Genomic DNA, 12,170 nt, shown 5'->3' with positions numbered 1-12,170 from the left:
CAAGTGTCCTTGTCCTCGTCCGGTCCCTCGTGGGGCCCGATTGTGTTCCTGCGTGTGGGGTCGATCAGCCGGCGATGCGCCGGTGCGCCTCGTCCAGGCGCGTGCGGACGGTGCCGTCCAGGATCGTGTGACCGACCTCGACGCGCAGACCCCCGATGATCGCGGGGTCGATGTCGACGTGCAGCGCGATGTCGCTGCCGTGCTCGCGGGCGAGCGCGGCGACGAGCCGCTCGCGCTGCTCGCCCGTGAGCGGGACGGCCGCCGTGACGCGGGCGACCTTGCGGTCGCGCCGCTCGGCCGCGCGTTCGGCGGCGTGGGTCAGCGCGCTGAGCACCGAGCGCTCGTGGAGCGAGCCGACGCCGCGGCGGGCGATGAGCAGCGCCGCCGGCGAGATGCGCTCGCCGAGCACCCGGGTCAGGAGCTCGCGGCGACCGGCCAGGTCCCGCGCCTCCTCGGCCAGCGCCACCTCGAGGTCGGGCGAGCCGGCGATGACGCCGCGCACGTCGAGCAGCTCCGCGCCGAGCGCGTCGAGCCCGTCGCCCCGCTCGGCCGCCGCGAGGACCGTGTCCTGCCCGAGGGTCTCGAGGGCCTCGACGATGTCCAGGTCCGCCGACCAGCGCTCGCGCGCCAGCCCGGCGACGAGATCGGTCACGCGGCCGTCCACGGAGTCGCCCAGGACGCGCACCGCGAGCGCGGCCCGGTCCTCGCCGGAGCGGGACGGGTCGGTCATCGCGCGCCGCACGGCCGTGCTCTCGGCGAGCAGGTCCGCGACCGCGAAGACCGTCCCCGCGAGGTCGAACGCGTCATCGGCCTCCCGGACGACCGGGTCCCAGCGACCCTGAGCCTGCCCGAGGGCGACGGAGCTGGAGGCGCGCATGACGATCAGCCCTCCTGGGTCGTGCTGGTGGTGCGGGTGGTGGCGCCGGCGGTGTTCTGCTGCTCGAGGTCGTCGAGGAACCGGTCGACCACGCGGGACTGGGCGGCGGAGTCCGCGAGGGACTCCCCCACGATCCGCGAGGCCAGCTCCACGGCGAGCGTGCCGACGTCGCTGCGCAGGCTCTGCGCGGCCTGACGGCGCTCCGCCTCGATCTGGCGCTCGGCCGCGGCCGTGGTGCGCTCGGCCTCGTCCTGCGCCTTGCGCTGGGCCTCGGCCTCGATCTCCTTGCCGCGGGCGTTGGCCCGCTCGCGGATGCCGGCCGCCTCGCGGCGCGCCTCGGCCAGCTCGCTGGCCGAGGACTCCTCGGCGTTGGCGAGCATCGCCTCGGCGTCCTCCGCCTTGCGCAGGCCCTCGGCGATCTTGTCGGACCGCTCGTCGAGGATGCCGGTGAGGCGCGGTACGCCCCAGCGGACGACCGCGAAGGCGATGACTGCGACGACCACCAGCGACCAGATGATGTCGTACCAGGCCGGGATGAGGAGGTCGAGACCGTCCCTCACCCCCGCGACGACGTTGCCGCTGGCAGGCATCAGAAGATGAGGCCCGCGATGAGGCCGAGCAGACCGAGAGCCTCGGCGAACGCGGCACCGATGAACATGTTGGTCATCAGGCGGCCCGCGACCTCGGGCTGGCGGGCGGTGGCCTCCTGGGTCTTGCCGACGAGGTAGCCGATGCCGATGCCGGGGCCGATCGTGCCGAGGCCGTAACCAACTGCGGAGAGCGAGCCGTCCATGTGGTGGTTCCTTACTTGTGTGGGTGTGGATCGGTCTGGTGTGGAGTGTGCCGGCCGTGGCCGGATGCGGGTCCGGCCTAGTGGTCGGACACGGAGAGCTGGATGTACACGGCGGAGAGCAGCGTGAAGATGTAGGCCTGCAGCGCGCTGATGAAGATCTCGAACAGCGTGAATCCCAGCCCGGCCACGAGAGTGACACCGCCGAGGCCGGCCATCACGCCGCTCGCCTGGAAGAAGAAGAAGTGCGTGGCCGAGAAGCACAGCACGAGCAGGATGTGCCCGGACATCATGTTGGCCAGCAGACGGATGGTGAGCGTCACCGGCCGCAGGAGGAAGGTCGAGATGAACTCGATGGGCGTGAGGATGATGTAGATCGGCTTCGGCACGCCCGCCGGGAAGAGCTGGCCGCCGAAGAACTTCCCCGCGCCGCGCTCCCTGATGCCGGCGTACATGAAGGCGATCCACGCGATGATCGCGAACGTCAGCGGAAGACCGACGACTGACGTTCCCGCGATGTTGAGGAACGGGATCACGCCCGTCATGTTGAAGAACAGGACGCCGACGAAGATCACGGTGAGCAGGGGCGTGTACTTGCGGCCCAGCCGTTCGCCGAGCGAGTCGAAGGCGATGTTGCGGCGCACGAACTCCTGGGCGAGCTCCATCAGTGACTGAGCCCGGCCGGGCACGAGCCGCAGCCTCCGGGTACCCAGCCAGATGACGAGGACCAGGGCGGCCACGGCGACGAATCGGACCAGCATGATCCGGTTGAGGGCGAACGGCGTGCCCTCGAAGAGGAACGGCTCGGGGAAGAACTCCTCGAGACCCGGCGCGTGCCAGCCCTCGCCCCCCTCGGCGGTGACGATGCGGACGTGCGCGGCAGTGGCGGCGTTCGTCAACGCATTCAGCACAGGTCGTCTCCCGGGGTCATGGTGGGCGGCGCGTGCGGCACACCTCGAGAGCTCCCTCGTAGCGCACCGACGGCAGTCAGACTAACCCATTCCGACTGGCCCTCCACCCCCGATCTCGGGGCCCACGACGCGACACCCGTCACGTTCTGGGCCGTCCGGCGTCGGGCCGACGGACGCCCCCGCGGACCTCGACGTCAGTCCTCGACGTCGGGCCTCGCCGGCGGTGAGGTGTAGGGGATCCGCGCCGTCATCACGGCGTGGGAGTCGATGAGGACCGAGCCGAGGACCGCGATCGCGGCGGAGCCGAAGAGCACCCCGCGGTGGAAGAAGTCGGCGTCGCGCACCGCGAGCAGGACGAGGATGACCAGCACGGTCTTGAGCAACCACGAGCCCATGACGGCGATGACCATGAGGTCGAGCGGGCGCTTCGCGGCCGCCCGGACGGCCACGACGGTGGTCACGGCGAAGATCGCGGCGAGGCCGGTGCCGATGACGCCGCCCCACATGCCACGCGTCCCGCCGACGAGAAGCCCGATCCCGATGGACAGGGCCGCGACGACGAGGAGGAAGAGCACGAGCCGTTTGAGGATGCCGGTGAAGAGCTCCGGCGGCAGAGCGGGGTCGTTGGGGTCCCTCGGCCGCGGGGCGGCCGCCTCCGAGCCGGTGCCTGCATCCGCGTCGGTGCCTGCGTCCGACGTCGGTGGGGCCTCGTCCGCGCCCGGGGTCCGTCGGGTCTGGTCCGCGCCGTCGTCGGCCGTCGGGTCGTTGGTGGTCGGGTCGGTCACGTGGAGCTCCTGGGGCTGGACTTGCGGTGGGCGGGCAGGAGACGCGCGGTGAGCACGAGCGCGACGAGCGCGGCACCGCCGGCGCCGATCGCGACCTGCGCGAGGGGGAAGAAGGCGAGGGAGACCGCGGTGCCGGACACGACCGCGGTCCACAGGTGGAGGATTGCGACCGCGGCGCGGTGGCTGTGCCCGAGCCGGAGCAGCCGGTGGTGGAGGTGCGAGGCGTCCGCGTCGAACGGGGAGCGTCCGTCGACCACGCGGCGCACCACCGAGGTGACGATCTCGATGAGCGGGACCGCGAGCACGGCGACGGGGATGAGGATCGGCACGAACGCCGGCAGGGCGCGGCTCGTGGATACGGCCGAGGGGTCGATCTGGCCCGTGACGACGATGGCCGCACCGGAGAGCACGAGGCCGAGGAACATCGCGCCGGAGTCGCCCATGAAGATGCGGGCGGGGTGCAGGTTGTGCGGGAGGAAGCCCAGGCACGCCCCGGCGAGCGCGGCGAGGATCGCCGAGGCGACGTTCGCGTAGTTGCCCGGCGAGGCGTCCCGCGCCAGCAGGTAGGTGAACAGGAAGAACGACGAGGCGCCGATGAGGATCATGCCTGCGGCCAGCCCGTCGAGACCGTCGACGAAGTTCACGGCGTTGACCACGACGACGACGATGAGCACCGTCGCCAGCAGCGAGAAGCCCGAGGAGCCGATGGTCAGGCCGAAGATCGGGAACGTGATGAGCTGGACGCCCTGCCAGGCCATGAGGCCCGCCGCGAGGAACTGGCCGGCGAGCTTCGTCAGCCAGTCGAGGTCCCACACGTCGTCGGCCACGCCGATCAGGCAGATGACGCACGCGCCGAGGAGGATGCCCCACGCCTGCGAGGACTGGGCGAACACGTCCTCGAGGTACGGGATGCGCGAGGCGAGCAGCATCGCTCCGCCGAACCCGAGAAGCATCGCGAGGCCGCCGAGCCGCGGGGTGGGCACCGCGTGGACGTCGCGGTCCCGCACGGCGGTCAGCGCACCCACGCGGACGGCGACGCGCCGCAGGACCGGGGTGAGCAGGTAGGTGACGACGGCGGCGAGCGCCGTGACGAGCAGGTAGGTCCTCATGCCGGGGCGGGCGAGCCCGCCTCACCGCCCGGACCGGCGTCCCCGGTCTCGGCGAGCTCGGGCACGACCTCGGCGAGCGTGGCGAGGGACAGCGCGCCGAGCCGCAGGACCCGCACGGTCTCCCCGGTGAGGTCGAGGATGGTCGACGGCTCGCCGGCGCCGACCGCGCCCGCGTCCAGGTAGACGGCGACCGACCCGCCCAGCTGCTCGCGTGCGTCGGCGCATGTGCCGGGCGGCGGGTGGCCGGTGCGGTTCGCCGAGGAGACCGCGGTCGGCCCTGCGCGGCGCAGGAGCTCTCGCGCCAGCTCGTCGTCGGGCATCCGCACGGCCACGGTGCCCCGGGTGTCGCCCAGGTCCCAGCTCAGCGCGGGCTGGGACCGGCACACGAGCGTGAGGGCTCCGGGCCAGAAGCGTTCGGCCAGCGCGTGGGCGGAGTGAGGCAGGTGCGTGGTCAGGGCGGGCAGGACGGCGAGGTCGCCGACGAGAACGGGGGGCGGCTTGTCGCGGCCGCGTCCCTTGGCGGCCTGGAGCACCTCGACGGCGGCCGGGTCGAAGGCGTTGGCGGCGACCCCGTAGACGGTGTCCGTCGGCAGCACGACGAGCTCACCGCGGCCGAGCGCCGACACGGCGGCGTCGAGGCCGACCGCGCGCTCGCGCGCGGAGGACGTGTCGAAGACGGTCACGGGGCCGAGTGTTCCACGCCTGCCCCCGGGTGCCCGGGCGCGCTCGCCGTGAGGAACCGCTCGCGACCGGTGAGGTCCCGGTGGGTGCGCGCCTCGGCCAGGCCGAGCGCGCGGGCGTGGTCGCGCAGCGCGGCCCCCTGCTCCTCGGAGTGCTCCACGATCGCGACGCCGCCGGGCGCGAGCAGGTCCCGGGCGCGCGCGAGCACGGCGCGCGGCACGTCGAGTCCGTCGGAACCCCCGCCGTACAGGGCCCGCGAGGGGTCGTGGACGCGCACCTCCGGGTCGCGCGGAACCGCGTCGTCGGGCACGTAGGGCGGGTTGGACACGACGACGTCGCACGTCCCCTCCAGCTCCGGCAGGGCGCTGCGCGCGTCCCCCCGCGCGAGCCGCACCCGCGGGGCGTGCCGCTCGACGTTGCGCCGGGCGATCGCCAGTGCGTCGGCCGAGAGCTCGACGGCGTGGACCTCGGCGGTGGCGACCTCGGTGGCCACGGCCAGGGCGATCGCCCCGGAGCCGGTGCACAGGTCGACGACGACGGGCCGACGACCGTCGCGGGCGGCTGCACGCGCGGCGTCGACCGCGGCGCCGGCGACGAGCTCGGTCTCGGGCCGCACGACGAACGCGCCGGGCCCGGCGTGCAGCTCGAGCCGGCGGAAGTGCATCCGGCCGGTGATGTGCTGCAGCGGCTCGCGGGCGGCGCGGCGCTCGACCGCGTGGGCGTAGTCGCCGACCTGGTCGGGCGTGGGGGCGGGCGCCATGAGCAGCGGGGAGAGGCCGGCGACGTGCTCGGCGAGCAGGCGGGCGTCGACCTCCGGGCTCGGCACCCCGGCCTCCGCGAGCAGCCGGGCGGCGCCCGAGACGGCCGCGCGCCAGGTGGGCGCCGCGGGGTTCACGACCCGGAGGCGTCGGCCAGGCGGGCCGCCTCGTCGGCCTCGACGGCGGAGGCGACGACGGGGCCGAGGTCGCCGTCGAGCACCTGGTCGAGGTTGTACGCCTTGAACCCGGTGCGGTGGTCGGCGATGCGGTTCTCGGGGAAGTTGTAGGTGCGAATCCGCTCGGAGCGGTCCACGGTGCGCACCTGGGAGCGGCGGGCGTCGGCCGCCTCGGCCTCGAGCCGCGCGTTGCGCTCGGCGAGGAGGCGCGCGCGCAGCACCCGCATCGCGGCCTCGCGGTTCTGCAGCTGGGACTTCTCGTCCTGCATGGACACGACGATGCCGGTGGGCTCGTGGGTGATCCGCACGGCCGAGTCGGTGGTGTTGACGGACTGGCCGCCGGGGCCGGAGGACCGGTAGACGTCGATCCGCAGGTCGTTCGGGTCGATCTCGATCTCGCCCGGGTCGTCGACCTCGGGCAGCGCGAGGACGCCGGCGGCGGAGGTGTGGATGCGTCCCGCGGACTCGGTGACGGGGACGCGCTGCACGCGGTGCACGCCGCCCTCGTACTTCAGGCTCGCCCACGCGCCGTCCTCCGGCGCGACGTCGCCGCGCGTGCGCACGGACAGGGCCGCGTCCTTGACGCCGCCGAGCCCGGTCTCGGTGAGGCTGAGGACCTGGGTGGTCCAGCCGCGGCGCTCCGCGTAGCGGGTGTACATCCGCAGCAGGTCGCCGGCGAAGAGGGCGGACTCGTCCCCGCCCTCGCCGGCCTTGATCTCGAGGATGACGTCGCGGGAGTCGTCGGGGTCCCGCGGCAGCAGGACGTCACGCAGGTGCTCGAGGGCGTCGGCGTGCACCGCCTCGAGGTCGGCGAGCTCGGCGCGGAGCTGGTCGGCCTCCTCGCCCGTCGAGAGCTCGATGAGCTCCACGGCGGCGGCGAGGTCCTCGCGGGCGGCCTGCTCCGCGGCGGCCGCGGCACTCACGCGGGACAGCTCGGCGTAGCGACGGGCCAGGGCACGGGCGCGGCCGGCGTCGGAGTGGACGTCGGGGTCCGCCAGGGCGACCTCGAGCTCAGCGTGCTCCGCGAGCAGCGGCGACAGCGCCTCGGTGAGCTCGGGGCTGCTCATGGGGTCCTTCCGGCGAGGAACGCGGTGCGGCGGATGCCCGCGCGGCGGGCGCGCGGGTGCGGGGACGAACGAGCGCCGGTGGCGACGCCGCCGGTGGGGCGGCGCCGCCACCGGCGCGTCGTGGAAGCTAGCTGGCGGACTTCTTCTTGCCGTAGCGGGCCTCGAAGCGGGCCACGCGACCACCGGTGTCGAGGATCTTCTGCTTGCCCGTGTAGAACGGGTGGCACGCGCTGCACACCTCGACGTTGATCGAGCCGGACGTGGCGGTCGACCGCGTCTCGAAGGTGTTCCCGCACGTGCACGTCACCGTGGTGGCGACGTAGTCGGGGTGGATGCCCTGCTTCATGTGGATCTCCAAGGGGTTTCACGGCGGACCGGGTCGCCGCGCTGGTGCGTGGCGTGAACCGGAGGCCGACGGGACATTCTGCCAGGCCGTGGCTGCCCGTGTCAGGGGCGGGCCACGTGACGTGCGTCGCCGGGGCGACGCACGCCGGGTCGTCGCTACTGGATGGCGTAGTCCGGGTCGGAGTTCGACGGCGTGGTGGGCGTGTTCTTCTGCACCGTCATGAGGAACTCCGCGTTGGACGTGGTCTCGCGCAGCTTGCCGAGCAGCAGGTCCGAGGACTGCTGCAGGTCGAGCGCACCCATGACGCGGCGGAGCTTCCACATGATCTTCAGCTCCTCGGGCGCCATGAGCAGCTCCTCGCGGCGCGTGCCGGAGGCGTTGACGTCGACGGCGGGGAAGATCCGCTTGTCGGCCAGCTGGCGCGACAGGCGCAGCTCCATGTTGCCGGTGCCCTTGAACTCCTCGAAGATCACCTCGTCCATCTTCGAGCCGGTCTCGACCAGCGCCGAGGCGAGGATGGTCAGCGAGCCGCCGTGCTCGATGTTGCGGGCCGCGCCGAAGAACTTCTTCGGCGGGTAGAGGGCCGCGGCGTCCACGCCACCGGACAGGATGCGCCCCGAGGCGGGGGCGGCGAGGTTGTAGGCGCGCGAGAGCCGGGTCAGCGAGTCGAGCAGCACGACCACGTCCTGGCCGAGCTCGACCAGTCGCTTGGCGCGCTCGATGGCGAGCTCGGCGACGACGGTGTGGTCGGAGGCGGGCCGGTCGAAGGTCGAGGCGATGACCTCACCCTTGACCAGGCGCTGCATGTCGGTGACCTCCTCCGGGCGCTCGTCGACGAGGACGACCATGAGGTGCACGTCGGGGTTGTTCACCGCGATCGCGTTGGCGATCTGCTGCATGATGATCGTCTTGCCGGCCTTGGGCGGCGAGACGATGAGCCCGCGCTGGCCCTTGCCGATCGGCGAGACGAGGTCGATGACGCGCGGCGTGATCGCCTTCGGCGTCGTCTCCAGGCGGAGCTGGTCCTGGGGGTAGAGCGGGGTGAGCTTGCCGAACTCGGGGCGCTGCCGGGCCCGCTCGACGGTCATGCCGTTGACGGTGTCGAGGCGGACGAGCGGGTTGAACTTCTGCTTCTGGTTCCGGCCGCCGCGGCCGCCACCCCCGTGCCCGCCGGAGCCCTGGCCGCCGTTGTCGTCGCCGGTCTGGCGCACGGCACCGGTGACCGCGTCGCCGCGGCGCAGGCCGAACTTCCGCACCTGGTTGAGGGTGACGTAGACGTCGCTCGAGCCCGGCAGGTACCCGGAGGTCCGCACGAACGCGTACTGGTCGAGGATGTCGACGATGCCGGCGACGGGCAGCAGCACGTCGTCCGCGGAGACCTCGGTCTCCTCCACGACGATGTCCTGGTCCTGGTTGCCGCGACCACGACGGCGCCGGTCGCGGTTCCGGTCGCGGTTGCGCCGGCGACGCCCGCCGGGGCCGCCGTCGTCGTCCCAGTCGTTGCCGCGCTGGTTGTTCTGCCCGGAGCCCTCGCGGCGACGGGACGCCGCCTCGCCGAGGTCGTCGAGCGTGAAGTCGGGCCCGCCGGAGTCGTTGCCGCGTCGCTGCTGGCCGCGATCGCCCTGCTGGGAACGTCCCTGGTCGGAGCCGTTCTGCTGGGAGCCGTTCTGCCGGGAACCAGCCTGCCGGGAGCCACCCTGCTGCGAGCCGTTCTGGTCGGAGCCGCCCTGCTGGTCACGCCGCGGGTCGGAACCGTCCTGCTGGGCGCGCCCCTGGTCGCGCGCGCCCTGACGACCGCCGCCGGACCGGGCGTCATCGCCCCGCCGGCCGCGGGAGTCCGCGGAGTCGCCGGGAGCCTGGAGCACCGGCCCGCCCTGGCCGGTGCCCTCGCCGGCGGCGGGGCGGTCCGGGAGCTCGATACCGAGGTCGGGCAGGGCGTCGGCCCCGGCGCCGGACCCGGTCGGGGCCGAGACGGCCCGGCGCGAGCGGCGCTGGCGGGGCTCGGGGGACGTCCCGCCCTGCTCGGCGCCGGCACCCTGCGAACCCTGGTCCTGAGAGCCCTCGTCCTGCGAGCCCTGATCCTGCCGGTCCTGGGCGCGCGCGCCGCGGGACGAGGACCGGTCGGTCGACGGCTCGTCGCCCGAGGCGGAGCCCGCCGTGGTCGCCGCGGCCGGAGCCTCGCCGGCCGCCGTGGTCGCCGCGGCCGGAGCCTCGCCGGCCGGCGCGGAGCCCGACGCGGCGGACCGGCCGGCGCGGATCGCCTCGACGAGGTCGCTCTTCCGCATGCGGGCGGTGCCCTTGAGTCCCATCTGGGAGGCGATCGCCTGCAGCTCGGTGAGCTTGAGTGTGGTGAGCGCGCCCTGTCGGGCGGCGTCGATGGTGTCTGTCACGAGGTGCCTTTCCTCGGTCGGCGCCCGGCTTTGACCGGGTTCGCTGCACACCCGGCTCGGTGCCGGGGAGATAGGTCTGCGCTCCCGTTGCACGACACGCTCGGATGCGGTCGGAATCATGGAGGCTGCCCGGCTGCGTGGGACGAGGGAGTCGCGCGAGGCGGACGGCCTGTCCGGCACGTGCCGGTGGCTCGATGATAACAGGCCTCGAGAGCGATCGGGGCACCCGACCGCCGGCGGGGCGGGGAGAGGTCCCCCACCCCGGTCGTCAGCCGGCGAGGGGACGGACGCGGGCGCCGACGAGGTCCACCGAGGGCATGAGGACGCGCCAGCCGCTCGGGACGGCTGCCCGGTCGACCGGGGCAAGGACGAGCACGGTCGGTCCCGCCCCGGAGACGACCGCGGGCAGGCCTCGGGCCCGCAGGTCGTCGACGAGCGCGAGGGTCGCGGGCATCGCTGCACGGCGGTGCTCCTGGTGGAGCGTGTCCGCGGTGGCGGCCAGGAGCCGCTCGGGCGCGCCGGCCAGGGCGTGGACGAGCAGCGCGGCGCGGCCGGCGGCCCGCGCGGCGTCCCGGTGCGGCACGGCCGCCGGCAGCGCGGCGCGCGCGGTGGAGGTGGACAGCTGCTCGTCGGGGACGAGCACGGTGGGGTCGATCGTCGGGTCGAGGGCGAGCCGGACCGCGGTGGGTCCCTCGTCGTCGTCGATCCACGCCACGGTGGCGCCGCCGAGGAGCGCGGGTGCCGCGTTGTCCGGGTGCCCCTCGATCTCGGTGGCGAGCGCGAGGATCGCGCCGTCGTCGAGCGGCCCGCCGTCGTCCGCGGCCTCCTCGGCGAGGAGTCCGCGGGCCGCGAGGAGGCCGGCGATCACGGCGGCCGCGGACGAGCCCATGCCACGGCCGTGCGGGACCCGGTTGGTGCAGCGCAGCTCGAGCCCGACCTGCTCGGCGCCCGCGGCCTCGAGCCCGAGCCGGACCGCGCGCACGACGAGGTGGTCCTCGCCGCTGGGCAGGGAGCCGGCGCCCTCCCCTCTCACGTCGACCCGGGTGGCTCCGGTGGTGGTGCGCACCTCGAGGTCGTCGTGGATGCCGAGCGCCAGCCCGAGCGCGTCGAAGCCCGGGCCGAGGTTGGCGGACGTCGCGGGGACCCGGACGCCGACCGCGCCGGCGCCGACCCGGGTCACGAGCGGAGGCCGAGCGCCTCGGCCGCGGCCTCGAGCGTGCCGGGGACCTCGGTGAGGGCCATCCCGGTGTGCCCGAGCGCCGTCTCGGTGTCCTTGAGTCCGTTGCCGGTGACGGTGCAGACGACGCGGGCGCCGGCAGGCACCTCGCCGCGGCGCGCGGCGGCCAGGAGGCCGGCGACGGACGCGGCCGAGGCGGGCTCGCAGAACACGCCGACCTCGGCGGCGAGCAGCGCCTGGGCCTCGAGGATCTCCGGGTCGGTGACGGAGTCGATCCGCCCCGACGAGTCGTCGCGGGCGGCGACGGCGAGGTCCCACGACGCCGGGTTGCCGATGCGGATCGCGGTGGCGACGGTCTCGGGGTGCTCGACGACCGCGCCCTTGACGAAGGGCGCCGAGCCGTCGGCCTGCACGCCCCACATCTGCGGGACCCGGGTCGCGACCGGCGCGCGCCCCTCCGTGGTGCCGTCCATCGACGCCGCCGTCGTGCGGCCGGCGTACTCGTTGTAGCCCATCCAGTAGGCCGAGATGTTGCCCGCGTTGCCGACCGGCAGGACGTGGATGTCCGGGGCGTCCCCGAGGGCGTCGACGACCTCGAACGCCGCGGTCTTCTGCCCCTGCAGGCGGTAGGGGTTGACCGAGTTGACCAGCGCGACCGGGTAGGCGTCTGCCATCTGCCGCACGATGCGCAGGCAATCGTCGAACGAGCCGTCGATCGCGAGGAGCGTGGCGCCGTGGACGGCGGCCTGGGCGAGCTTGCCGGCGGCGATCTTCCCGGCGGGCAGCACGACGGCGCACGTCAGCCCGGCTCGCACCGCGTAGGCGGCCGCGGAGGCGGAGGTGTTGCCCGTCGAGGCGCAGACGACGACCTCGGCGTCCGTGGCGAGCACCTTGGTCATCGCCATCGTCATGCCGCGGTCCTTGAAGGAGCCGGTCGGGTTCGCACCCTCGACCTTGACCCACACCTCGGCGCCGGTGCGCTCGGACAGCGCGGGGGCCTCGACGAGCGGCGTACCGCCCTCGCCGAGGCTGACGGGACGGTCGTCCTCGACCGGGAGACGGTCGGCGTACTCGGTGATGATGCCGCGCCACGGCTGGGCCAC

General features: G+C 74.1%; 13 protein-coding genes. All 13 read right to left on the bottom strand.

What is annotated here, in order from left to right; genetic code table 11:
- Positions 1-64: 64 nt before the first annotated feature.
- The gene (locus ACZLKG_RS04090; protein WP_425707881.1) at positions 65-877 is read right to left on the bottom strand and encodes a F0F1 ATP synthase subunit delta; all 813 of its coding nucleotides are present in this window, start codon (positions 875-877) and stop codon (positions 65-67) included.
- Between the two features lie 5 nt (positions 878-882).
- Positions 883-1,467: a F0F1 ATP synthase subunit B gene (locus ACZLKG_RS04085; protein ID WP_425707880.1), complete on the bottom strand. Its 585-nt coding sequence runs from the start codon at positions 1,465-1,467 to the stop codon at positions 883-885.
- Positions 1,467-1,670: an ATP synthase F0 subunit C gene (atpE, locus tag ACZLKG_RS04080; RefSeq protein ID WP_425707879.1), complete on the bottom strand. Its 204-nt coding sequence runs from the start codon at positions 1,668-1,670 to the stop codon at positions 1,467-1,469. The genes ACZLKG_RS04085 and atpE overlap by 1 nt, the downstream gene beginning before the upstream one ends.
- 77 nt (positions 1,671-1,747) lie before the next feature.
- The gene (gene atpB / locus ACZLKG_RS04075; protein WP_425707878.1) at positions 1,748-2,566 is read right to left on the bottom strand and encodes a F0F1 ATP synthase subunit A; all 819 of its coding nucleotides are present in this window, start codon (positions 2,564-2,566) and stop codon (positions 1,748-1,750) included.
- Between the two features lie 206 nt (positions 2,567-2,772).
- Complete coding sequence (locus ACZLKG_RS04070; RefSeq protein ID WP_425707877.1) at positions 2,773-3,363, bottom strand: hypothetical protein; 591 nt, start codon at positions 3,361-3,363, stop codon at positions 2,773-2,775.
- Positions 3,360-4,472, bottom strand: a complete 1,113-nt coding sequence (locus tag ACZLKG_RS04065) for an MraY family glycosyltransferase (RefSeq protein WP_425707876.1) — start codon at positions 4,470-4,472, stop codon at positions 3,360-3,362. The genes ACZLKG_RS04070 and ACZLKG_RS04065 overlap by 4 nt, the downstream gene beginning before the upstream one ends.
- Positions 4,469-5,155 carry an L-threonylcarbamoyladenylate synthase gene (locus tag ACZLKG_RS04060; protein WP_425707875.1) on the bottom strand — a complete coding sequence of 229 codons (687 nt, stop codon included), beginning with the start codon at positions 5,153-5,155 and terminating at the stop codon, positions 4,469-4,471. The genes ACZLKG_RS04065 and ACZLKG_RS04060 overlap by 4 nt, the downstream gene beginning before the upstream one ends.
- The gene (gene prmC, locus ACZLKG_RS04055; protein WP_425707874.1) at positions 5,152-6,048 is read right to left on the bottom strand and encodes a peptide chain release factor N(5)-glutamine methyltransferase; all 897 of its coding nucleotides are present in this window, start codon (positions 6,046-6,048) and stop codon (positions 5,152-5,154) included. The genes ACZLKG_RS04060 and prmC overlap by 4 nt, the downstream gene beginning before the upstream one ends.
- On the bottom strand, positions 6,045-7,154 hold the full coding sequence (gene prfA, locus ACZLKG_RS04050; protein ID WP_425707873.1) for a peptide chain release factor 1: 1,110 nt from the start codon (positions 7,152-7,154) through the stop codon (positions 6,045-6,047). The genes prmC and prfA overlap by 4 nt, the downstream gene beginning before the upstream one ends.
- Positions 7,155-7,281: 127 nt before the next feature.
- Positions 7,282-7,500 carry a 50S ribosomal protein L31 gene (rpmE, locus tag ACZLKG_RS04045; protein ID WP_425707872.1) on the bottom strand — a complete coding sequence of 73 codons (219 nt, stop codon included), beginning with the start codon at positions 7,498-7,500 and terminating at the stop codon, positions 7,282-7,284.
- 155 nt (positions 7,501-7,655) lie between these two features.
- Positions 7,656-9,890 (bottom strand): transcription termination factor Rho, encoded by a 2,235-nt coding sequence (gene rho / locus ACZLKG_RS04040; protein ID WP_425707871.1) that lies wholly within the window; start codon positions 9,888-9,890, stop codon positions 7,656-7,658.
- Between the two features lie 268 nt (positions 9,891-10,158).
- Complete coding sequence (gene thrB, locus ACZLKG_RS04035; protein WP_425707870.1) at positions 10,159-11,070, bottom strand: homoserine kinase; 912 nt, start codon at positions 11,068-11,070, stop codon at positions 10,159-10,161.
- Positions 11,067-12,170, bottom strand: coding sequence for a threonine synthase (thrC, locus tag ACZLKG_RS04030; protein WP_425707869.1), 1,104 nt, complete (start codon positions 12,168-12,170; stop codon positions 11,067-11,069). The genes thrB and thrC overlap by 4 nt, the downstream gene beginning before the upstream one ends.

Source organism: Georgenia sp. Z2081 (genome assembly GCF_055326445.1).
This window is presented reverse-complemented; position numbering and strand designations above follow the sequence as displayed.

Coding starts and splice junctions, on each gene's coding strand:
- ACZLKG_RS04090 (WP_425707881.1), bottom strand. CDS start 877: ATGCGCGCCTCCAGCTCCGTCGCCCTCGGGCAGGCTCAGGGTCGCTGG.
- ACZLKG_RS04085 (WP_425707880.1), bottom strand. CDS start 1,467: ATGCCTGCCAGCGGCAACGTCGTCGCGGGGGTGAGGGACGGTCTCGAC.
- atpE (WP_425707879.1), bottom strand. CDS start 1,670: ATGGACGGCTCGCTCTCCGCAGTTGGTTACGGCCTCGGCACGATCGGC.
- ACZLKG_RS04065 (WP_425707876.1), bottom strand. CDS start 4,472: ATGAGGACCTACCTGCTCGTCACGGCGCTCGCCGCCGTCGTCACCTAC.
- prfA (WP_425707873.1), bottom strand. CDS start 7,154: ATGAGCAGCCCCGAGCTCACCGAGGCGCTGTCGCCGCTGCTCGCGGAG.
- rpmE (WP_425707872.1), bottom strand. CDS start 7,500: ATGAAGCAGGGCATCCACCCCGACTACGTCGCCACCACGGTGACGTGC.